Raw genomic sequence first — 21,261 nt, forward strand, 5'->3', positions numbered from 1 at the left:
CCTGGCGGGCGGGGACGCGGACGTTACCGGCTCGGGTCGGTGCCCTCGTCGGTGGTGGGCGCTCCGTCGGGATCGCCGGGCCGTGGGCGTGGATCGGGGTCGGCCGTACCGTCCTGTGGCAGGTCCAGGCCACCGTCGGGCTGCTGGTCCGGGGTGGGGCCGGGCTGGTTCGGCTCGTCGCCCGAGGAATGGTCCGGGGCGGGCTGCGGGTGGTCCGGTCCGTTCCCCGAGGGGCGGTCCGGGGCGGGGCGTGGGTGGCTGGGGCCACCGCCACCCGACGGGGTGGCGAGGTCCGCCTCCCACCGGTTGAACAACTCCCGTTCCCGGCGGTCCTGCCGAGCCAACGATCGGAGGAACTCCGGATCGTCGTCCGGGGCGGCAGCGGTGGGGCGACCGGGACGGCTGCCGGCACCGGGCCGGGCCGGGACCGGGCGGCCGACGAGGAACCAGGCGACCGCGCCCACGATCGGCACGAGCAGGATGACCACCACCCAGGCTGCCCGGGGCAGCAGCCGCACATCACGGATGGACTCGACCGACAGGCTGCTGATCAGGGCGAGGCTGGTGATCACCAGCTCGACCAGGAACAGCAGCATGAGCACCCGGACCATGGGCCAATGATGGCCCATCCCGGGCGGGTCGCCTAACGGATCACGAGCAGCGCGCCCAGGACGGCATAGCCGACCGTGACGCCGACCGACAGCGGCAGCGCGAGGTTGCCGCCGCCCACCGTCCCGTTCGCGGTCGGGTCGGTCGCCTCGGTCGTGGTTGACCTCGGCGTTCGTCGTGGGCCGACCATGCGTCGCCAGGTGCCGGCCACCACGCACGCCCAGCCGGCCAACGACGCGCCGGCGGCCATCCCGCCGGCCGGTCCGCCGTGCCGGAGTGAGAGCCGGACCACCAGCAGCGCCACCACGGCCTGGGCGAGCGCGCCGCGTCGCCAGGCCAGCCGGGTGCGTTCGGGTTGCAGGCCGGCGTCGCCCGGCCCCGAGCGGCCGGGTCCGGCGCGGCCGGTACCGGCGCGGGCGGACCCGGGGCCGCCGGGACCTGGGCCGCCGGGACCTGGGCCGGCCGACCCGGCGATGTTCGACCCGGCCGGGTCGGTCGAGTCGCCGCCGGTCACTGGCCGCGGGCCGCGCCGACCAGCACGGCGATCATCAGCAGGATCGCACCCAGCCCCACCACCAGGGCCAGCACGGCGGGAAAGCGCGACGCCGGAAGCTCCTCGCCGAGCCGGATGGCCCGTTCGGTCCGCGCCCAGTGGTCCACCGCGCGGACCGCCACCAGCGAACCGAGCAGGAGCAGCCCCACGGCGAGCGCCTCCCGCAGGTGCGGCACCGGGAGCCGGGGCAGGAACTGGGCGACGCCGAGCCCACCAGCGATCAACGCCAGTCCGGTACGCAGCCACGCCAGGAACGTGCGCTCGTTGGCCAGTGAGAACCGATAGTCCGGGGTGGTGCCGACCTCGCGCAGTTCCCGCGGGTCGAACCATTGCCTGATCGTGTGCCACACGATCGCCGATTATCCGCTGGACGGCATGGCTAGCCTGGTCACGATGATGGATCTTGACGCAACCACGCTGCTACGCACCTACGACGGCCAGCTTCGCCCGGACGTGCCCGACCCGGTTCCGCCGGGGACGACGGTGGAACGGGATGGTCCGCTGGTCCGGATCAGCGGACTGGATCGTCGCGGTTTCCTGACCTACCGGGATCTCGGCGGGTTGACCGGAGCCGCGCTCACCGAGCTGATCGAGCGACAGCGGGACGTCTTCCGGCGCCTCGGCCAGTCGGTGGAGTGGAAGCTCTACGGGCACGACGAACCGGCCGACCTGCCGGACCGGCTGCGGGCCGCGGGGTTCGAACCGGAGGATCAGGAGACCGTCGTGGTCGGCGCGGTCGCGTCGCTCGCGGCCGGTCTCCCGGTCGTTCCCGAGGGGGTACGCCTGCGCGAGGTGACCGGCCGGGCGGATCTGGACCGGATCGGCGCGATGGAGGCGGAGGTCTGGGACGCCGACCGGAGTTGGCTGGCGCCGGCGTTGGCGGCGGAGCTGGCCCACACGCCGGACCGGCTCGTCGTCGTGGTCGCCGAGGACGTCGCCGAGGACCGGGTGGTCAGCGCCGGCTGGGTGCGGTACGAGGGGGAGACCGCCTTCGCCTCCCTCTGGGGTGGTTCCACGTTGCGGCGGTGGCGGGGGCGGGGCATCTACCGGGCGCTGGTGACGTACCGGGCCCGGCTCGCGCACGCCCGGGCCTACCAGTTGCTCCAGGTCGACGCCTCGGCCGAGAGCCGGCCCATCCTGGAGCGGTTGGGACTCGTATCGATCACCACGACAACACCGTACGTATACACTCCGTGACTGTGGATGAACGGTTGACTGATGAGGAGCGGATGACGCTGAAGACCGCCGCCTACGGCGCGGTCTTCCTGGTCGCCAACGCGGATCCCGGACCGTTCGCCATGATCAAGGAGAGTTTCGCCGCCTCGGACACCATCGCCGGATCGTCGGGGCTGGTCCGGGCCGCCCTGACGACCGGCCCGCTGCCCCGGCTGCCGGACGATCCGGCCGCGGTCCGTGAGCTGGTCCTGCCGGCACTGCGTCGCTCGGCGGAGATCCTCCGGGAACGCGCGCCCGACGAGTTGGGCCGGTATCAGGCCACCGTGGTGGCCGCCGCCCACCAGGTCGCCGAGGCGTCGTCGGGGACCAGTGACGCCGAGTCGACCACGCTGATCGAGGTGCTGGCCGCCCTGCAGGTCACGCCCTGAGGGTCGCGGTACGCCCGAACGGGTCGTGAGCCGGGTCACTTTCCCGGTCCGGTGGCGTGAAGCTACCAGTGGGTAACATGGGCGGTGGTCAACCGCACAACGCCCCGGGTTGACCCGGCGTTTCCGGTCGCGGAAGGCTGCGTCCCACAATGGGAGACGACAGCACGGCGCGACCGGCACCGTGGGCAACACCGACAGGAGGGTCGTCGAAGCGCGATGAATATCGTCGTACTCGTCAAGCAGGTGCCTGACTCGGGCGCGGACCGCAACCTGCGCAGTGACGACAACACGGTCGACCGCGGATCCGCGAGCAACGTCATCAACGAGATGGACGAGTACGCCATCGAGGAGGCGCTGCGACTCAAGGAGGCCCACGGCGGCGAGGTCACGGTGCTGACCATGGGACCGGACCGGGCGACCGAGTCGATCCGCAAGGCGCTGTCGATGGGCCCGGACAAGGCCGTACACATCCTGGACGAGGCCCTGCACGGTTCCTGCGCGCCGGCCACCTCGAAGGTGCTCGCCGCGGCGCTCGGCCGACTGAACGCCGACCTGGTGCTCTGCGGCGCCGAGTCGACCGACGGCCGGGTGCAGGTCATGCCGCACATGCTGGCCGAGCGGCTGGGCGTCGCGGCGCTCACCGGCGCCCGCAAGCTGACCGTGGACGGCGACACGCTGACCGTGGAGCGGCAGACCGAGGAGGGCTACGAGATCGTCTCGGCCGGCACCCCGGCGGTGGTGTCGGTGTGGGACACCATCAACGAGCCGCGCTACCCCTCCTTCAAGGGCATCATGGCCGCGAAGAAGAAGCCGGTCGAGACCCTGTCGCTGGCGGATCTCGGCGTCGCGGCCGAGGAGGTCGGGCTGGCCGGTGCCACCAGTGCGGTGGTCGAGCACAGCAAGCGTCCGCCGCGCTCCGGCGGCCAGCGGGTGACCGACGAGGGCTCCGGCGGTGTCGCGCTGGTCGAGTACCTCGCCACCGAGAAGTTCGTGTAGAAGGGCTGGGGAACATGGCTGAGGTTCTCGTCGTCGTCGAGGCGACCAAGGAATTCGGCGTCAAGAAGGTGACGCTGGAGCTGCTCACCCTGGCCCGCGAGCTGGGCACCCCGGCGGCCGTCGTACTCGGCGGACCGGGCGCGGCCGAGGCGCTCAGCGCCAGGCTCGGCGAGTACGGGGCGGCCAAGGTCTACGCGGCCGAGAGCGAGGAGATCGACGGCTACCTGGTGGCGCCGAAGGCGACCGTGCTGGCCGAACTGGTCCGGCGGGTGCAGCCGGCCGCCGTGCTGCTCGCGTCCAGCCAGGAGGGCAAGGAGATCGCCGCCCGGCTGGCCGTGAAGCTGGACAACGGCATCCTGACCGACGTGGTCGGGCTGGCCGCCGACGGCACGGCCACCCAGGTGGCGTTCGCGGGCTCCACCATCGTGAAGTCCAAGGTGACCCGTGGCCTGCCGCTGGTCACGCTGCGCCCCAACTCGGTCGCCCCCACCCCGGCGCCGGCCACCCCCGAGGTGGAGCGGCTGGAGGTCCAGGTCACCGACGCCGACAAGCTGGCCAGGGTGGTCGAGCGGGTCGCCGAGCAGAAGGGTTCCCGCCCGGAGCTGACCGAGGCGTCCGTGGTGGTCTCCGGCGGCCGGGGCGTGGGCAACGCCGACAACTTCAAGCTGGTCGAGGAGCTGGCCGACCTGCTCGGCGGCGCCGTCGGCGCGTCCCGGGCGGCGGTCGACTCCGGCTTCTACCCGCACCAGTTCCAGGTGGGCCAGACCGGCAAGACCGTCTCACCGCAGCTCTATGTGGCGCTGGGCATCTCCGGGGCGATCCAGCACCGGGCCGGCATGCAGACCTCGAAGACGATCGTCGCGGTCAACAAGGACGGCGAGGCGCCGATCTTCGAGCTGGCCGACTTCGGCGTGGTCGGCGACCTGTTCAAGGTCGTCCCGCAGGCCGCCGAGGAGATCCGCAAGCGCAAGTAGCGAGGTAAGGAAGGGCCCCCTCTTATCGCTTTCTGTATAGGAGGGGGCCCTTCTTAACGTCTGAACGTCATCTGCTGGTGGGGGACCGGTCGGGCTGGTGGGAGCCGACCGGCGGGTCGGGGAGCTGAGGCCGACCCGCCGGTCAGCCCGTCAGGGATCCCGTGTGGCAGGTCGGTACCGGGTGCGGGTCATGCCTCGTAGTACCCCGACGCCACCCGGCGGATACGCCAAACGGGGATGTGTTTCCCACCCGGCGCCTCGGCGGCACCCGCTGCGGGGGTGGCGGGAAGGAACGGGGATAGGCTGTGGAGCGATGGCATACCTGGATCACGCGGCGACCACGCCGATGCTCGACGAGGCGTTGGAGGCGTACGTCGCCACCGCCCGCGAGGTCGGCAACGCCTCATCGCTGCACGCGGCCGGCCGGACGGCCCGTCGGCGGGTCGAGGAGTCCCGGGAACGGATCGCGGCCGTACTGGGTGCCCGCCCGTCCGAGGTGATCTTCACGGGCGGCGGTACGGAGAGCGACAACCTCGCGGTCAAGGGCATCTACTGGGCTCGACGCGCGGACGTACCGGGTCGGAACCGACTGGTGGTCAGCGCGGTCGAGCATCACGCCGTGCTGGATCCGGCGCACTGGCTGCGGACCCACGAGGAAGCGATCCTGGAGTTGCTGCCGGTGGATCCGGCCGGCCGGATCGACCCCGCCGAACTGGCGCGGATTCTCGACGCGTACCCGGGCGAAGTGGCCGTGGTGAGCGTCATGTGGGCCAACAACGAGGTCGGCACGGTACAGCCGATGGCCGAACTGGCCGCGGTGGCGGCCCGGGCTGGCGTACCGCTGCACACCGACGCCGTGCAGGCGGTCGGCCAGGTGCCGGTCGACTTCGCGGCGAGCGGGGTCGCGGCCCTGACGCTGACCGGGCACAAGCTGGGCGGACCGGTCGGGGTCGGCGCCCTGTTGCTCGGTCGCGACGTGTCCTGCACGCCGATCCTGCACGGCGGTGGCCAGGAACGGGACGTACGCTCGGGCACCCTTGACACGGCCGGCGTGGTGGCCTTCGCGGTGGCGGTGGAGTCGGCGGTCAAACGCCAGCAGGAGTACGCGGCCCGGGTCCGGACGCTGCGCGACGATCTGGTGGCCCGGGTCCGGGCGGCGGTGCCCGATGTGATCTACAACGGTGATCCCGCCGATCGGCTGCCGGGCAACGCGCACTTCAGCTTCCCCGGCTGCGAGGGGGACGCCCTGCTGCTGTTGCTGGACGCGCAGGGCATCGCCTGCTCCACCGGCTCGGCCTGCTCGGCCGGGGTGGCCCAGCCGTCGCACGTGCTGCTGGCCATGGGCGCCGACGACGGGCGGGCCCGCTCGTCACTGCGGTTCGCCCTCGGCCACACGTCGACCCAGGCCGACGTGGACGCCCTGATCGCCGCGTTACCCGCCGTGGTCGAACGCGCCCGTCGAGCCGGAGCCATCCGCGCCACCCGCTCCTGACCCCCCTCCTCCCCGGTTGATCATGAAGTTAGCGGGCGGTTTGAAGGTCAAAAGTTCGGCTAACTTCATGATCAACCGGGCGATGGGTGGGGGTGGGGGTGGGGGAGGATGGCTGTGGTGGGGGGCGGGTTAGGCTCGTGAGGCGGGGTTAGGGAGGGGTTCGGGTGCGGGTCCTGGCAGCGATGTCCGGCGGTGTCGACTCGGCGGTGGCGGCCGCCCGCGCGGTCGACGCCGGGCATGAGGTGACCGGCGTCCATCTGGCGCTCGCCCGCAATCCGCAGACCTACCGGACCGGCGCACGCGGTTGCTGCACCCTGGAGGACTCCCGGGACGCGCGCCGGGCCGCCGACGTGATCGGCATCCCGTTCTACGTCTGGGACCTGGCGGACCGGTTCCACGAGGACGTGGTGGACGACTTCGTGGCCGAGTACGCCGCGGGGCGTACCCCCAATCCGTGCCTGCGCTGCAACGAGAAGATCAAGTTCGCGGCGGTGCTGGACCGGGCCCTGGCCCTGGGTTTCGACGCCGTGGTCACCGGCCACCACGCCCGGCTCGGCCCGGACGGGCTGCTGCGGCGCAGCGTCGACCTCGACAAGGACCAGTCGTACGTGCTGGCGGTGCTCAACCGGGCCCAGTTGGAGCGCTCGATGTTCCCGCTCGGCGACTCCACCAAGGCCCGGGTACGCGCCGAAGCGACCGAGCGCGGGCTCGCCGTGGCCGACAAGCCGGACTCGCACGACATCTGCTTCATCGCCGACGGTGACACCCGGGGTTTCCTCGCGGATCGGCTCGGCGCCGCGCCGGGGGACATCGTCGACGGGCAGACCGGGGCGGTGCTCGGCACGCACACCGGCGCGTACGCCTACACGGTCGGCCAGCGGCGCGGGCTGGCACTGCGCGAGCCGGCCCCGGACGGCCGGCCACGGTACGTGCTGTCGATCACGCCGAAGACCAACACCGTGACGGTCGGACCGGCCGAGGCGCTGGCGGTGTCCACCGTGACCGCGGACCGCCCGGTCTGGACCGGCGGGCCGCGTCCGGCCGCACCGGTCGAGTGCCGGGTGCAGTTGCGGGCCCATGGTTCGACCGTGCCGGCCACGGTGTACTGCGACGACGCCGAGCTGCGCGCCGAGTTGCACGAGCCGGTCCGGGGCGTCGCGGCCGGTCAGGCGATCGTGGCGTACCGGCCGGATCCGGCCGGCGACGTGGTGCTGGGCTCGGCGACCATCCGTTGACGCCGGTCCGCGCCGGACCGAACCGCGTCGCCGCCCGCCGGATCGCACCGGGCACCGCCTAGAGTTGGCGGATGTGACCGAACAACCGTGGCCCTGGCCGGCCGGTGCGGCGACTGGAATCGGGTCGTTGCCTGGGACCGACGTGGCGGAGGCGCAGCGGATCGTCCTGGGCGAGCTGCCCGACCTGCCGCACCTGCCCGAACTGCCGGCCCGGGGTCCGGGTGCCGACCTGCTCGGTCGGACGGCCGGGCTGCTGGTGGAACTGCCCGTCGAGCTGTACGCGGCGCGGTGGCGGATCGCCGCCCATCCCGGCCGGGATCTGCGCCGGGCCCGGGACCTGATGGAACGCGACCTCGACCAGCTCGCCGAGCAGGCCGAGGACTTCACCGGCACCGTCAAGATCCAGGTCGCGGGGCCGCTCACCCTGGCCGCCGGGCTGGATCTGCCGGCGGGGGCCAGGATGCTGCGCGATCCGGGCGCCGTCCGTGACCTCACCGGCTCGCTGGCCGAGGGCGTCCGGCAGCACGTGGCGAGTGTGCGCCGCCGGCTGCCGGACGCGACGGTACTGCTGCAACTGGACGAGCCATCGCTGCCGACGGTGCTGGCCGGTCGGGTGCCCACCGAGAGCGGGTTCGGCGCGTACCGGCCGGTGGAGTCGGCCGCGGCAGCCGAGGCGCTGCGCCGGGTGGTCGAGTCCGCCGACGCGCCGGTGGTCGTGCACTGCTGCGCGCCCGACGTACCGCTCGAACTGGTCCGGGCGGCCGGTGCCGCCGCCGTCGCGCTCGACCTGGATCTGGTACGCCAGCTCGACCCGCTCGGTGAAGCCATCGACGCCGGCCTCGGACTGCTGGTCGGGGCCGTCCCCGGCACACCGGCGGGCCCGGGCGTGGTCCCGACCTCGGCCCGCGCCGCCGAACGGGTGCGGCGGCTCTGGGACCGGCTCGGCTTCCCGAGGTCCCGGCTGGTCGAGCAGGTCGTGGTGACGCCGGCCTGCGGTCTGGCCGGCGCCGATCCGGAGTACGCCCGCGCGGCGCTGGCCGCCTGCCGGGACGCCGCCCGGCGGCTCGCCGAGGCGTAGCCGCCTGCCGTGCTGCCGTCCGGTCGCTCGTCGAGGCGTAGGGGCCGCGACGTGGGGTTTGTCTGTCGTACCCGGCGGGCAGGATGGCCGGCATGATCGGACAACTGCGTACGGTGGTCATCGACTGCCCGGATCCGCGCGCCCTCGCCAGGTTCTACTCGGAGCTGCTCGGCCTGCCCGTCGGCTTCGACGACGACGATGACCCGAACGAGTGGGTGGTGCTCGGCGGCAAGCCCGGCGAGTCTCCCCGGCTGGCGTTCCAGCGGGCGTTGAACCTGCGCGCGCCGCGCTGGCCCGACCCGGAGCGACCTCAACAGTTCCATCTGGACGTGACGGTCACCGACATCGACGAGGCCGAGCGGCGGGTGCTGGCGCTGGGCGCCACCCGGCTGCCGGGCGGCGAGGACAACTTCCGGGTGTACGCCGACCCGGTCGGTCACCCGTTCTGCCTCTGCTGGGACTGACCTGCTCGGCTCGCGCTGACCGGCTGTTGGGCTGGTCGGGGCCAGCGCCGGCATCGACCGCCGGGGGTCCGGATGTCGGTACCTCGGGATACGGTTTCCCCGGCACGATCAGCGAGGTCGCGAGCAGGGGGTAGCGGTGTCCGAGGAAGCCATCCCGCAGCAGGTCAGCGCCGAGCAGGAGGCGGCGGCCGGTGCCGATCCGCCGCCGTCGGCCCGGGAGCGGCACGCCACCCTGAGCACCGAACTGACCGATCATCAGTACCGCTACTACGTGCTGGACTCGCCCACCATCTCCGACGCCGAGTTCGACACCCTGCTGCGGGAGCTCCAGGCGCTGGAGGACGCGTACCCGTCCCTGGTCACGCCCGAGTCACCCACCCAGCGGGTCGGTGGCACCTTCTCGACGCTGTTCACCCCGGTCACCCACGCCGAACGGATGATGTCGCTGGACAACGCCTTCGACATCGCCGAGCTGACGGCCTGGGCCGAGCGGGTGGAACGGGACGCCGGCGGTCCGGTGACCTACCTCTGCGAGCCCAAGGTCGACGGGTTGGCGATCAACCTGACGTACGAGCGCGGTCGGCTGGTGCGGGCGGCGACCCGTGGTGACGGGCGTACCGGCGAGGACGTCACCCCCAACGTCCGGACCATCCGGGAGGTCCCCGAGCGGCTGACCGGCCCGGACCTGCCCGAGCTGATCGAGGTACGCGGCGAGATCTACTTCCCGGTGGCCGCCTTCGCCGACCTCAACGCCACCCTGGTCGAGCAGGGCAAGGCGCCGTTCGCCAACCCGCGTAACGCCGCGGCGGGCAGCCTGCGCCAGAAGGATCCGAGGATCACCGCGAGCCGGCCGCTGCGGATGGTGGTCCACGGCATCGGCGCCCGGCGCGGGTTCCAGCCGAAGGCCCAGTCGGAGTCGTACGCGACCCTGCGCGAGTGGGGACTGCCCACCAGCGAGCGCTGGCGGGTGGTGCCCGACCTGACCGGTGTGCGGGAGTACATCGACTACTACGCCGAGCACCGGCACGACGTCGAGCACGAGATCGACGGCGTGGTGGTCAAGGTCGACTCGGTGGCGATCCAGGGGCGGCTCGGCTCGACCAGCCGGGCACCCCGCTGGGCGATGGCCTTCAAATATCCGCCCGAGGAGGTCACCACCAAGCTGCTCGACATCAACGTGAATGTCGGACGGACCGGCCGGGTCACCCCGTTCGCCGTGCTCCAGCCGGTCAAGGTGGCCGGGTCAACCGTCGCGCTCGCCACCCTGCACAACGCCCGTGAGGTGGAACGCAAGGGCGTGCTGATCGGCGACACGGTGGTGATCCGCAAGGCCGGCGACGTCATCCCCGAGGTGCTCGGCCCGGTGGTCGACCTGCGCCCGGCGGACGCCCGGCCGTTCGAGATGCCCACCCACTGCCCGGAGTGCGGGTCGCCGCTGGCACCGGCGAAGGAGGGGGACATCGACATCCGCTGCCCGAACTCCCGCACCTGCCCGGCGCAGCTACGGGAACGCCTGTTCCACCTGGCCGGCCGGGGCGCGCTCGACATCGAGGTGCTGGGCTACAAGTCCGGCAGCGCGCTGCTGGCGGCGGGTGCGATAACCGACGAGGGTGACCTGTTCTTCCTGGACGCCGAGAAGCTGGCCGAGGTCCCGTTCTTCGTCAACAAGGACGGCAGCCTCGGCAGCAACGCGGTCAAGCTGCTGGACAATCTCGGCGAGGCCAGGCAGCGTCCGCTGTGGCGGGTGCTGGTCGCGCTCTCCATCCGGCACGTCGGACCCACCGCGGCGCAGGCCCTGGCCCGGCACTTCGGCTCGATCGACGAGATCAAGGCCGCCGCCGAGGAGGAACTGTCCGCGGTCGAAGGGGTTGGTCCGACCATCGCGGTCAGCCTGCGGGAGTGGTTCGCCGTCGACTGGCACCAGGATGTGGTGGACAAGTGGGCCGCGGCGGGCGTCCGGATGGCCGAGGAACGGCTCGACGAGGGACCGCGACCGCTGGACGGGCTGACCGTGGTGGTCACCGGCACCCTCGCCGGATACTCCCGCGACCAGGCGGCCGAGGCGATCCAGGCGCTGGGTGGCAAGGTCAGTGGCTCGGTCTCCAAGAAAACCGACTTCGTGGTGGTGGGGGAAAATCCGGGCAGCAAGGCGGACAAGGCCGTCGCGTTGAAGCGGCCGGTCCTGGACGAGGAGGGCTTCACGGTGCTGCTGGAGCGGGGTCCGGAGGCGGCCCTGGAGGTGGCGCGCCACGACGAGCCGGCGTGACCCGTCCGGAGCAGCGGCGCTCCGGATCTTATCCGGCGAGATGCGGTGTATTCCAAGTTAGTCACGACTACGTCCGTTTCGTGTCTGTCGAACCCCGGACTCGCCAATAGCGGCGTTTCATGGAGAAGCGGCGCGCCAAGGAGGGCCGTCGCGAACAGATCAGCCTCGGGAGGTGCCATGGAGGCCGCGTCGCTGCGGAACTCCGTTCCCCCCGGACGGGCCGCCACGTTCTTCGGCTTCGTCTGGGCGGTCGTCGCCGTGGCCGTGGCGATCTGCGCGCTGCCGCTCGGTGCCCTTCCCGGCCGGCTGCCGGGGCTGCCCGTGGCGTTCTGGCTGATGGCCGCCCTCGCCGTGGCCGGGGACGCCCGCCCGTTCACCCCGCCCGGTCGACGGCCCAGCCCGGCGGTCTTTCCGTCCATCTGCTTCAGCTTCGCGATCCTGCTCGGCTGGGGGCTCGGGCCGGCGGTCGCCGTACAGACCCTCGCGGTGGCCGTGGTGAGTTGGCGGCTGCGGCACGCGGTGTGGCGGGCGGCGTTCAACGCCGGTCAGTACGCCTGCGCGCTCGCGGCGGCCCGCGAGGTGGCCCGGCTCACCACGCCAGCGGGGTTCGCCGCCGGTTTCCAGGTGTCCTGGACCGACGTGCTCGCGGTGGCCGCGGCCGGTGCCGCGTGGTTCCTGGTGAGCTACGGCCTGGTCACCCTGGCCCTGCGAATGCGCTTCGGGGTGCGCTGGTGGCCGGCGTTCCGGCAGGGCTTCGCGTTCGAGGCGGTGTCGAACGGTTCCCTGCTGCTGCTCGGGCCGGTGCTGATGGCCGCCGCCCGGGTGAGCGCGGCCCTCGTCCCGCTGATCGTGGTGCCGCTGTACGCGGTCTCCCGGATGGCCCGGCTGTCCGGGGAGCAGGAACGGTTGGCCCGGCTCGACCCACTCACCGGGCTGGCGAACCGTAAGGCCCTGCTGACCGAGGTGGCCGAGCAGATCTCGCTGCACGCCGAACGGGCCGCGAAGGGTGAGCCCGGCCGGTTGGCCCTGCTGGTGCTGGACCTGGATCGCTTCAAGCACGTCAACGACGCGCTGGGACACGCGGTGGGCGACCGGTTGCTGGTGGCGGTCGGCGGGCGGCTGACCGCGGCCGTCCGGCCCGAGGACACCGTGGCCCGGCTCGGTGGCGACGAGTTCGCGATCCTGGCGGGCCGGCTCGACGACGTGGACGCCGCCCGGGACGTCGCCGAGCGGGTGGTGCGGTCGCTGGCCGAACCGGTCGCGCTGGACGGGCTCCCGCTGGACGTCGGCGGCTCGATCGGGCTGGCTCTCTATCCCGACCACGGGCAGGATTTCGAAACCCTCCTGCGGCACGCCGACGTGGCGATGTACGACGCGAAGCACCGCGGCGACACGCTGGCCGTCTACGCGGCGGAGTCCGACCACAACTCGCCCGAGCGGCTCAGCCTGCTCGCCGACCTGCGTCAGGTGCTGGAGGCGCCCGGCGCGACGGGAGTGGCGGACGCCGGCGAGATCACGATGTACTACCAGCCGCAGATCGCGATCGCCACCGGCGAGGTGGTCGGGGTGGAGGCGCTGCTGCGGTGGCGTCACCCGCGGCGCGGCATGGTCGATCCGGAGGAGCTGATCCGGGTGGCCGAGCAGAGCGCCGTCATGCGCCTGCTGACCCGTCGCGTCGTGGACGACGTGGTCGAGCAGATCGCCGAGTGGTCGGCCGCCGGCATCGTGTTGCGGGCGGCGGTCAACGTGAGCGTCCGGGACCTGCACACCGGCGAGATCGCGGACCAGATCGCCGACCGGCTGGCCCGGTTCAACGTGCCGCCGGCCCAGCTCCAGCTGGAGATCACCGAGGGTGCACTGATGGCCGATCCCCGGCGGGTGCTGGCGACCATCTCCCGGCTGGACAAGATCGGAGTGGCGATCTCGCTCGACGACTTCGGCACCGGTTACTCGTCCATGCAGCACCTGCGCCGGCTGCCGCTGGCCGAGGTCAAGGTGGACCGGTCGTTCGTACTTGGCATGGCCGTCGACGCGGACGACGCGGCCATCGTGCGTTCGATGATCGAACTGGCCGGGGCGCTGGGGTTGCGGGTGGTGGCCGAGGGCGTGGAGGACGAGCGGACCTGGCGGCTGCTGCACCTGGCTGGCTGTGACGTCGCGCAGGGCTGGTTCTACGCCCGTCCGATGCCGGCCGGCGATCTCACCACCTGGCTGTCCCGATACCGCCCGCTGCAACCGGGTTCGGCGACACCGTCCTCCGGTCGACACCGCTGGCCGACCGCCTCGATCCGCGGCATCCGGGTGGATCAGGGGCGGGCCGACGTGAACTGAACCGAGCTGCGATGGCGCAGGCATCCTTGGGGAGTGACTTCCGCGGTGACGCCGCCATTTCGGGGAGGCGGTGGCGGGCGACCGCCCGGTGACAAATAGACTCGCTCGGGTCAAGGCGCGACTGCGAGGCTGTGCCGGTGACCGTTTCCGGTCGGGGACGTACATCATCGAGGCACGAAGGGGACACGGATGGCCGCCATCTCCCGCGAAGAGGTCGCGCACCTGGCGCGCCTCTCGCGACTCGCCGTCACGGAGGAGGAGTTGGCGACCTTCGCCGGCCAGCTCGACGTGATCCTGCAGTCAGTGGCCCGGGTGGGTGAGGTCGCCGCCGCCGACATCCCGCCCACCTCGCACTCCGTGCCGCTGACCAATGTGCTGCGAGAGGACGTCGTGGCGCCGTGCCTGACGGCAGAGGAAGCCCTCTCCGGTGCCCCCGACGCTGAGCAGCAGCGCTTCCGAGTGCCCCGGATCCTCGACGAGGAGGTGGCCTCATGAGCGAGCGGAGCGAGATCATCATCAAACTCAGCGCGGTGGAGCCGCATGGCGGGTCCGAGCGCAGCGAGGAGCCGTCATGAGCGATCTGACCCGTTTGACGGCGACCGAGGTCGCCGCGCTGGTGGCCGACGGCCAGGCTTCCGCCGTCGAGGTGACCCGCGCCCACCTGGACCGGATCGCCGCGGTCGACGACCAGGTACACGCGTTCCTGCACGTCGATGCCGAGGGCGCGGAGGCCGCCGCGCGGGCCGTCGACGAGCGCCGGGCCGCGGGTGAACCACTCGGCCCGCTGGCCGGGGTGCCGATCGCGGTCAAGGACGTGCTGACCACCCGGGGCGTACCGACCACGGTCGGCTCCAAGATCCTGGAAGGCTGGCGCCCGCCGTACGACTCGGCCATCGTGGAGCGGCTGCGTGCCGCCGGCACGGTGATGCTCGGCAAGACGAACATGGACGAGTTCGCGATGGGCTCGTCGACCGAGTACTCGGCCTACGGCCCGACCCGCAACCCGTGGGACCTCACCCGCATCCCGGGCGGCTCCGGCGGCGGCAGCTCGGCGGCGCTCGCCGCGTACGAGGCTCCGTTGGCGATCGGCTCGGACACCGGCGGTTCGATCCGGCAACCGGGCGCGGTCACCGGCACCGTCGGCGCCAAGCCGACCTATGGCGGCACCTCCCGGTACGGGCTGGTGGCGTTCTCCTCCTCGCTGGACACGCCCGGTCCGTGCGCCCGGACGGTGCTGGACGCGGCGCTGCTGCACACGGTGATCGGCGGGCACGACCCGCGCGACTCGACCTCCATTCCGGCGCCGGTACCGGACGTGGTGGCCGCGGCCCGCGCCGGCGCGGGAGGCGACCTGACCGGGGTGAAGCTGGGCCTGGTCCGGGAGTTCTCCGGCGAGGGCGCCGAGCCGGGCGTGCTGGCCGCGTTCCGGGACGCCGTGGACGCGCTCACCAAGCTGGGCGCCGAGGTCGTCGAGGTGTCCTGCCCGCACTTCGAGTACGCGCTGCCGGCGTACTACCTGATCGCGCCGAGCGAGTGCTCCTCCAACCTGGCCCGGTTCGACGGCGTCCGGTTCGGCCTGCGGGTCGGCGACGACGGCAACCGCGCGCTGGAGGAGGTCATGTCGCTCACCCGGGACGCCGGCTTCGGCCCCGAGGTCAAGCGCCGGATCATGCTCGGCACGTACGCGCTCTCCTCGGGCTACTACGACGCCTACTACGGGCAGGCGCAGAAGGTGCGTACCCTCATCACCCGCGACTTCACGGCGGCGTTCGAGCAGGTGGACGTGCTGGTCTCGCCGACAACGCCGTTCGTGGCGTTCCCGTTCGGCTCGCGCACCGGGGATCCGTACCAGATGTATCTGGCGGACCTGTTCACCATCCCGACCAACCTGTACGGCGGGCCGGCCATCTCGGTGCCCTGCGGCCTGTCCGACGGGTTGCCGGTCGGCCTGCAGGTGATGGCCCCGACCATGGCCGACGACCGGATGTACCGGGTGGCCGCCGCGCTGGAGAGCGCCGTCGGCACCTTCACCCCACCGGCACTGTGAGGCAGGAGCACCCATGACGACGACACTGCCCGCGTACGACGAGGTGGTCGCGCGGTACGAGCCGGTGATCGGGCTGGAAACCCACGTCGAGCTGGGCACCCGGACGAAGATGTTCTGCGGCTGCCCGACCGACTTCGGCGGCGAGCCGAACACCCGGGTCTGCCCGGTCTGCCTGGGCCTGCCCGGCTCGCTCCCGGTGGCCAACAAGGCGGCCATCGAGGCCACCATCCGGATCGGACTCGCGCTGAACTGCTCGATCGCGCAGTGGTGCCGGTTCGCCCGGAAGAACTACTTCTACCCGGACATGCCGAAGAACTTCCAGATCAGCCAGTACGACGAGCCGTTGTGCGTCGATGGATACCTGGACGTCGAGGTCAACGGCGAGACCGTGCGGATCGGCATCGAGCGGGTGCACCTTGAGGAGGACACCGGCAAGTCGCTGCACGTCGGCGGCGCCACCGGCCGGATCCACGGCGCCACGGAGTCGCTCGTCGACTACAACCGGGCCGGCATCCCGCTCGTGGAGATCGTCACCAAGCCGATCCCCGGCACCGGCGCGCAGGCACCCGAGGTGGCCCGGGCGTACGTCACCGAACTGCGTGACGTGATCCGCTCGCTGGGCGTCTCGGACGTCCGGATGGAGGAGGGCTCGCTGCGCTGCGACGTGAACACGTCGCTCAACCTGCCCGGTGCCGAGTGGGGCACCCGGACCGAGACCAAGAACGTCAACTCGCTGCGTTCGGTGGAGCGGGCGGTCCGCTCCGAGATGCTGCGCCAGGCGTCGGTGCTGGACGCCGGTGGCCGGATCACCCAGGAGACCCGGCACTTCCACGAGGAAACCGGAGACACCACCCCGGGCCGGTCCAAGGAAACCGCGACCGACTACCGCTACTTCCCGGAACCGGACCTCGCGCCGCTGGCCCCGGACCCGGCCTGGGTGGCCGAGCTGAAGGCCGCCCTCCCCGAACTGCCCCGGTTGCACCGCAGGCGGCTCCAGGAACAGTGGGGGCTGTCCGACCTGGACATGCAGTCCGTGCTCAACGCCGGTGCCGTCGAGCTGATCGAGCAGACGGTGGCCGCCGGCGCCACCCCGGCCGCCGCCCGCAAGTGGTGGCTGGGCGAGCTGTCCCGGCGGGCCAACGAGACCGGCGTCGAACTGGCCTCGGTCGGCGCCGGTCCGGCGCAGGTGGCCGAGCTGCAACGGCTGGTCGACGAGGGCAAACTGAACGACAAACTGGCCCGCGCCGTACTGGAGGGCGTGGTCGCCGGGGAGGGTTCGCCGTCCGAGATCATGACGAAGCGGGGTCTCGGGGTCGTCTCGGACACCGGTGCGCTGACCGTCGCCGTGGACGAGGCCATCGCGGCCAACCCGGAGATCGCCGAGAAGGTCCGCAGTGGCAAGGTCGCGGCGGCCGGCGCGCTGGTCGGGGCGGTCATGAAGACCACCCGGGGGCAGGCGGATGCCCGTACGGTCCGTGAACTCGTGCTGGAGCGGCTCGGGGTCCAGGGGTAGCTTCGGGTTTCGGCGGATCCGTCCTGGGTGGTTGTGGTTACGGTTTGGATTTCGGCGGAGCCCGCCCACTCTGGGCGGTCAGGCTTGATCCCGACGTGGGCGGGCTCCGCCGAAATCCCGTCGTGGGTTCGCTGGTGGGTCCGCCGAAATCCCGTCGTGGGTTCGCTGGTGGGTCCGCCGAGACCCGTCGTGGTTGGCGGGCGGGGTCCGTCGGCGTCGACCTGAAGACCGCCAAGGAAGCGGTGGAGGCGATGACCCGGTGAGGCGTACCGGTCGTCGGGTCACCGGCTTCTGACGACCGGTCAGCGGGTGCGGGTGGGCGTCGGGGGGCGGGGGGAAACGGAGCTGGGTGGGCTGACCGGCGGCGTGGGGGTGGGGCCGCGGGTGGGCGTCGGGGTCACCGAGGCCTTCGGGTCGCCGACCTTCGGGTCGGTGATGATGTGCCGTTCGAGGCTGACCTGCGCTTCTCCGGTGCCGCCGACCGTGATCTCGTCGTACGCCTGGAGATGCTGCGCCGGGTCGAAGTAGAGGACGGTCATGGCCAGCGGGGTGGGCTTCTCACCCTCCAGGCCGCGCAGGCCCGCGCCGCCGGTGGAACCCTCGACGAACAGCTGGGTCGGCTGCTCGCCCGGGACCTGTGGCAGCTTCAGCACCTCCCGGTGGTGGACGTGTCCGGCGAGCACCAGCGGCACGGTGCCGGAGAGCGGGCCGGCGGAGGCCGGGTCGTGCACGAGCGCGATGTCCACCTGCTCGGGCGTTGCCGCCCGGATGGTGGCGGCCAGCCGTTCCCCGGTGCCGATCACCTGGTCGGCGACCACCGACGTGAGGCCCGAGCCGGCCGGTGAGGTCTCCTTGTCCGGGGTGAACCGGGGGTCACCGGCGCCCGCGATGGTGAGCCCGGCCGCGATGGTGATCGACTGGTCCAGCACGGTCGCGTTGGGCTGCTTGGCCACCGCCGCGGCCGTGGCGCTGGAGTCGTGGTTTCCACGGATGTAGACGTACGGCTTCTTGAGCTGGCCGATCGCTCCGACGAAGGACGTCTCGGGCTCGCTGCCCCAGTCGGTGATGTCCCCGGTGTCGATCACCACGTCGATGTTGAACTGCTCCACCACGGTACGGATGAGCTGCCAGGCCGACGGGTTCAGGTGCATGTCCGAGATGTGCAGCGCTCGGGTGGTACCCGGGTTGGGCTCCAGGACGGGCAGCGCGGAGACGGCGGTGTAGAGCTTGCTGACGTTGCCGACCAGCCGCTGGAGCTGTTCGGCGTACTTGCCGTAGTTCGTGGCGATGGACCGGGCGTCGCCGATGATGGCCGGGGCGTTGACCAGCAGGCCCTCGTATCGTGGCTCCTCCAGGGCCTGCGGGTGGACGGTCAGGCCGGCCACCCCGAGGCTGCCGCCGGTGATCACCAGCGAGAGCACACCCGACCAGGCCACCCGGCGGACGTTCCGGAAGACCAGCGCGGCCAGCAGCAGCGACCCGAGCAGGGCGGCGCCGAGGGTCCGCAGGACCAACCGGGTGGCACCCTCGCTGACGTCCCGCACCGCGAGCTGGCTGATCCGGTCGAGGTTGCCGGGGTCGTTGATCAGCGCCTCGGTGCGTTTCTGGTCGAGCGCACCGAGCTGCACGGTCAGCCGGGCCGGCCCGTCGTGACTGTCGAACTGCAGGGCGCCCAGCGGTGGGATGCGCACCGTGGTCCCGCCACTGATCGACGGCTGAAGGGCCAGCTGGGCACGGAACGGCCCGATGTCGGCCTGCACGTGACCGCCGAGGAGCGTACCGAGCACCACGCCGGCCAGGCTGACCATCGCGATCGCGACAGCGATCCGGCTCCGCCGGCCCCAGCTGGAGGAAAGCATCCGGCGGGTGCCCTGACCCACCGCCGTGAGCACGCCACCGCTGGTGCTCACCCACCGCCGGACGCCGGTCAACGGGTCCCGCCGGTCGGCCGCGCGGCTGTCGTCGTCCGGACCCGTCATGGAATCGTGCGCCTGTTCATCACGGAACTCTGACCTGCCCGGGTTGGGATCTTGGGAAACCTCGGTCCGCCGTCGCGGATCAACTGCGCCCCGCGCCGCCGTCGGAGAACACCAGCCGGATCAGCCGGTCATCGTCGGGTCCGGGTTGGCCGCGACCGTCCTTGTTGGAGGTCGAGAGCCAGAGGGAGCCGTCCGGCGCCGTGACGGCGGCCCGCAACCGGCCGTACCGCTCGGTCAGCACGGCCCGGGGCTGGCCCAACACCCCGCCGTCGGCCGTCAACTCCACCAGCCACACCCGTTCGCCCTTGAGGCAGGCGGTGGCGAACAGCCGGCCGATCATGGCGGCGCCAGAGCACGATGCCTCGTTGGTGTGCCACTGCACCAGCGGCGGGGTGAATTTGTCGCCCCCCGGCTGGGCGGTGGCTCCGACGCCGCCCTCGACCTCGGGCCAACCGTAGTTCTTGCCCGGCTCGATCCGGTTGATCTCGTCCCAGGTGTTCTGGCCGAACTCGGTGGCGTACAGCCGCTTGCTCTCGTCCCAGGCGAGACCCTGGACGTTACGGTGACCCAGGGTCCAGACCGGCGAGTTGCCGAACGGGTTGCCCGGCGCGGGCTTGCCGGCCGGCGTGATCCGGAGGATCTTCCCCGCCAGGCTCTTCGGGTCCTGGGCCAGGCCCCGCTGGGTGGCGTCCCCGGTGGTCGCGTACAGGAACCCGTCCGGGCCGAAGGCAAGCCGACCGCCGTTGTGGAAGTTCGACCGGGGGATGCCGGTCAGGATCGGGGTGGGTGACTGGCCCAGGGTGAACCGGCTGATCCGGTTGTCGTTTCTGGCCGAGTAGTAGACGAACACCGACCGGTCACGGTCGTACGTGGGTGAGACGGCGATGCCGAGCAGGCCGCCCTCGCCGCCCGGTTCGACGTCGGGAATCGTCTGCACGGTCGTGACCTTCAGCCCGTCCGTGTCGGACTCGGGACCGACCTTGAGGATCTTGGCGGTGTCCCGTTCGGTCACCAGGGCGCCGCCGTCGGGCAGGAAGGCGATGCCCCACGGCACCTCCAGGCCCTTGGCCAGCACCGTTGCCGCCGCTTCCTGATCGACGCCGCCGCCCTGGGTCGCCGACACGCTCGGGGTGGGGAATCGGGGTGGCTCTCCGGCCGGGTCCGGCTTCGGCTCGCCGAACGAGCAGCCGCCGGTGGTGAGAATGACCGCCGCGCACAGCGCGACCGCGGAACGGGTCCGGCCGGTGTGCCGGTACGCGGTGCGAAGGTTCACCGGGCCAAGCGTAGTCGGGCCCACCCGCCCCCGTGGACGCAAGGAAGGGCACCTTGTCATCGCTTTCGGTAGAGGAAGGGCCCCCGGTTAACGGCAACGATCGCCGATCGAGGAGTCAGGCTTGCTTGTAATCCTGGTAGGGGTGTAATCATGTAATCATTGCCTGTCGAGGGGAGTGAGCACGATGAGGGATCGGAGATGGGACGGGGCACGGAGCGAGCCACCGCCCGCAGCCGACGCCGCTGCCTGGATCACCGGCGCCATCCCGGACGGGTGGTTCACGGAGCCACCCCGGGTCGTCATCGACCGCGAGGAGATCGCGGTCGTGGGTCGGTTGCCGGAGCCGGAGCTGCCGGCCGAGGCGTCACCCGCCGATCGGGCCGCGGCCGAGGCCGGCCGGATCAACCAGTACCGCGAGGAGACCCGGGACCGGCGGATCGCCATCGCCCGCCAGGTCGAGTACCGGTACCGCCGCAAGGTGGCCTGGGGCGTTGCCTGTGGCGGCACCGAGGAACTGTTCACCAACCTGTCCGCGCCGGTGATGACCCGCCTCCGCCAGCCGGAACGCCGGGTGCTCGACACCCTGGTGGACGCCGGTGTGGCCCGGTCGCGCTCGGAGGCGCTGGCCTGGTGCGTACGGCTGGTCGGTGAGCACGCCGACCAGTGGCTCGGCGAGCTGCGTACGGCGATGGGCACGGTGGAGGAACTGCGCCGGCGCGGCCCGGACATCGCCTGACGGCCTGTCGGCCCTGGGGGGGGGGGGGGGGGGTGGGGGGGGGGGGGGGGGGGGGGGAGGGGGGGGAGAGGGGAGAAAAGAGAGAAAAAGGGGGAAAGATAAGGCTCGAAG

At 72.0% G+C, this 21,261-nt stretch carries 18 protein-coding genes and 1 pseudogene; 14 read left to right on the forward strand and 5 right to left on the reverse strand.

Annotation, left to right across the window (positions count from 1 at the left end; all coding sequences use genetic code 11):
* Nucleotides 1-287: 287 nt before the first annotated feature.
* The 3 genes and pseudogenes from ACXN5W_RS22965 to ACXN5W_RS22975 all read right to left on the reverse strand — a co-directional run.
* Nucleotides 288-611 (reverse strand): annotated as a pseudogene (locus ACXN5W_RS22965) (PLDc N-terminal domain-containing protein); the annotation flags it as partial.
* Nucleotides 612-643: 32 nt separating this feature from the next.
* On the reverse strand, nucleotides 644-1,123 hold the full coding sequence (locus tag ACXN5W_RS22970; RefSeq protein ID WP_473160420.1) for a DUF202 domain-containing protein: 480 nt from the start codon (nucleotides 1,121-1,123) through the stop codon (nucleotides 644-646).
* Nucleotides 1,120-1,512 carry a YidH family protein gene (locus ACXN5W_RS22975; protein ID WP_473160421.1) on the reverse strand — a complete coding sequence of 131 codons (393 nt, stop codon included), beginning with the start codon at nucleotides 1,510-1,512 and terminating at the stop codon, nucleotides 1,120-1,122. The genes ACXN5W_RS22970 and ACXN5W_RS22975 overlap by 4 nt, the downstream gene beginning before the upstream one ends.
* 43 nt (nucleotides 1,513-1,555) lie before the next feature.
* Between ACXN5W_RS22975 and ACXN5W_RS22980 the strand changes: the two genes are divergently transcribed.
* The 13 genes from ACXN5W_RS22980 (at nucleotide 1,556) to gatB (ending at nucleotide 17,162) form a co-directional block, all read left to right on the forward strand.
* Nucleotides 1,556-2,359 carry a GNAT family N-acetyltransferase gene (locus tag ACXN5W_RS22980; protein WP_473160436.1) on the forward strand — a complete coding sequence of 268 codons (804 nt, stop codon included), beginning with the start codon at nucleotides 1,556-1,558 and terminating at the stop codon, nucleotides 2,357-2,359.
* On the forward strand, nucleotides 2,356-2,766 hold the full coding sequence (locus ACXN5W_RS22985; protein ID WP_473160422.1) for a hypothetical protein: 411 nt from the start codon (nucleotides 2,356-2,358) through the stop codon (nucleotides 2,764-2,766). Before ACXN5W_RS22980 ends, ACXN5W_RS22985 begins: the two co-directional genes overlap by 4 nt.
* A gap of 216 nt (nucleotides 2,767-2,982) precedes the next feature.
* Nucleotides 2,983-3,762: an electron transfer flavoprotein subunit beta/FixA family protein gene (locus tag ACXN5W_RS22990; RefSeq protein ID WP_473160423.1), complete on the forward strand. Its 780-nt coding sequence runs from the start codon at nucleotides 2,983-2,985 to the stop codon at nucleotides 3,760-3,762.
* A 14-nt stretch (nucleotides 3,763-3,776) separates the two neighbouring features.
* Nucleotides 3,777-4,736 carry an electron transfer flavoprotein subunit alpha/FixB family protein gene (locus ACXN5W_RS22995; RefSeq protein ID WP_473160424.1) on the forward strand — a complete coding sequence of 320 codons (960 nt, stop codon included), beginning with the start codon at nucleotides 3,777-3,779 and terminating at the stop codon, nucleotides 4,734-4,736.
* Between the two features lie 313 nt (nucleotides 4,737-5,049).
* Nucleotides 5,050-6,228: a cysteine desulfurase family protein gene (locus ACXN5W_RS23000; RefSeq protein WP_473160425.1), complete on the forward strand. Its 1,179-nt coding sequence runs from the start codon at nucleotides 5,050-5,052 to the stop codon at nucleotides 6,226-6,228.
* 164 nt (nucleotides 6,229-6,392) lie between these two features.
* The gene (mnmA, locus tag ACXN5W_RS23005; RefSeq protein WP_473160426.1) at nucleotides 6,393-7,463 is read left to right on the forward strand and encodes a tRNA 2-thiouridine(34) synthase MnmA; all 1,071 of its coding nucleotides are present in this window, start codon (nucleotides 6,393-6,395) and stop codon (nucleotides 7,461-7,463) included.
* A 73-nt stretch (nucleotides 7,464-7,536) separates the two neighbouring features.
* Nucleotides 7,537-8,541, forward strand: a complete 1,005-nt coding sequence (locus ACXN5W_RS23010) for a uroporphyrinogen decarboxylase/cobalamine-independent methonine synthase family protein (protein WP_473160427.1) — start codon at nucleotides 7,537-7,539, stop codon at nucleotides 8,539-8,541.
* A gap of 92 nt (nucleotides 8,542-8,633) precedes the next feature.
* Entirely contained in the window at nucleotides 8,634-9,005 is a 372-nt protein-coding gene (locus ACXN5W_RS23015; RefSeq protein ID WP_473160428.1) for a VOC family protein, read from the forward strand.
* 136 nt (nucleotides 9,006-9,141) lie between these two features.
* A complete protein-coding gene (gene ligA, locus ACXN5W_RS23020; protein WP_473160429.1) occupies nucleotides 9,142-11,271 on the forward strand; it encodes an NAD-dependent DNA ligase LigA in 2,130 nt (709 codons plus the stop codon).
* Between the two features lie 177 nt (nucleotides 11,272-11,448).
* Complete coding sequence (locus tag ACXN5W_RS23025) at nucleotides 11,449-13,602, forward strand: putative bifunctional diguanylate cyclase/phosphodiesterase (RefSeq protein ID WP_473160430.1); 2,154 nt, start codon at nucleotides 11,449-11,451, stop codon at nucleotides 13,600-13,602.
* Between the two features lie 189 nt (nucleotides 13,603-13,791).
* Complete coding sequence (gatC, locus tag ACXN5W_RS23030; RefSeq protein ID WP_473160431.1) at nucleotides 13,792-14,097, forward strand: Asp-tRNA(Asn)/Glu-tRNA(Gln) amidotransferase subunit GatC; 306 nt, start codon at nucleotides 13,792-13,794, stop codon at nucleotides 14,095-14,097.
* Between the two features lie 76 nt (nucleotides 14,098-14,173).
* Nucleotides 14,174-15,649, forward strand: coding sequence for an Asp-tRNA(Asn)/Glu-tRNA(Gln) amidotransferase subunit GatA (gene gatA, locus ACXN5W_RS23035; RefSeq protein ID WP_473160432.1), 1,476 nt, complete (start codon nucleotides 14,174-14,176; stop codon nucleotides 15,647-15,649).
* 13 nt (nucleotides 15,650-15,662) lie between these two features.
* Entirely contained in the window at nucleotides 15,663-17,162 is a 1,500-nt protein-coding gene (gene gatB, locus ACXN5W_RS23040) for an Asp-tRNA(Asn)/Glu-tRNA(Gln) amidotransferase subunit GatB (protein WP_473160433.1), read from the forward strand.
* Nucleotides 17,163-17,464: 302 nt separating this feature from the next.
* Here the strand turns inward: gatB and ACXN5W_RS23045 are convergent, their stop codons facing one another.
* Nucleotides 17,465-19,021, reverse strand: a complete 1,557-nt coding sequence (locus ACXN5W_RS23045; RefSeq protein ID WP_473160437.1) for a metallophosphoesterase family protein — start codon at nucleotides 19,019-19,021, stop codon at nucleotides 17,465-17,467.
* 199 nt (nucleotides 19,022-19,220) lie between these two features.
* Nucleotides 19,221-20,414, reverse strand: a complete 1,194-nt coding sequence (locus tag ACXN5W_RS23050) for a PQQ-dependent sugar dehydrogenase (RefSeq protein ID WP_473160434.1) — start codon at nucleotides 20,412-20,414, stop codon at nucleotides 19,221-19,223.
* A 184-nt stretch (nucleotides 20,415-20,598) separates the two neighbouring features.
* Here ACXN5W_RS23050 and ACXN5W_RS23055 point away from each other — a divergent pair, with 184 nt between their 5' ends.
* On the forward strand, nucleotides 20,599-21,150 hold the full coding sequence (locus tag ACXN5W_RS23055; protein WP_473160435.1) for a hypothetical protein: 552 nt from the start codon (nucleotides 20,599-20,601) through the stop codon (nucleotides 21,148-21,150).
* Nucleotides 21,151-21,261: the final 111 nt, after the last annotated feature.

The organism is Plantactinospora sp. A48, assembly GCF_055793945.1.

What these genes read in the sequence shown, in the direction of transcription:
- ACXN5W_RS22980 (WP_473160436.1), top strand. Translation starts at nt 1,556, where the DNA reads ATGATGGATCTTGACGCAACCACGCTGCTACGCACCTACGACGGCCAG.
- ACXN5W_RS22990 (WP_473160423.1), top strand. Translation starts at nt 2,983, where the DNA reads ATGAATATCGTCGTACTCGTCAAGCAGGTGCCTGACTCGGGCGCGGAC.
- ACXN5W_RS22995 (WP_473160424.1), top strand. Translation starts at nt 3,777, where the DNA reads ATGGCTGAGGTTCTCGTCGTCGTCGAGGCGACCAAGGAATTCGGCGTC.
- ACXN5W_RS23000 (WP_473160425.1), top strand. Translation starts at nt 5,050, where the DNA reads ATGGCATACCTGGATCACGCGGCGACCACGCCGATGCTCGACGAGGCG.
- ACXN5W_RS23015 (WP_473160428.1), top strand. Translation starts at nt 8,634, where the DNA reads ATGATCGGACAACTGCGTACGGTGGTCATCGACTGCCCGGATCCGCGC.
- ACXN5W_RS23025 (WP_473160430.1), top strand. Translation starts at nt 11,449, where the DNA reads ATGGAGGCCGCGTCGCTGCGGAACTCCGTTCCCCCCGGACGGGCCGCC.
- gatC (WP_473160431.1), top strand. Translation starts at nt 13,792, where the DNA reads ATGGCCGCCATCTCCCGCGAAGAGGTCGCGCACCTGGCGCGCCTCTCG.
- gatA (WP_473160432.1), top strand. Translation starts at nt 14,174, where the DNA reads ATGAGCGATCTGACCCGTTTGACGGCGACCGAGGTCGCCGCGCTGGTG.
- gatB (WP_473160433.1), top strand. Translation starts at nt 15,663, where the DNA reads ATGACGACGACACTGCCCGCGTACGACGAGGTGGTCGCGCGGTACGAG.
- ACXN5W_RS23045 (WP_473160437.1), bottom strand. Translation starts at nt 19,021, where the DNA reads ATGCTTTCCTCCAGCTGGGGCCGGCGGAGCCGGATCGCTGTCGCGATC.
- ACXN5W_RS23055 (WP_473160435.1), top strand. Translation starts at nt 20,599, where the DNA reads ATGAGGGATCGGAGATGGGACGGGGCACGGAGCGAGCCACCGCCCGCA.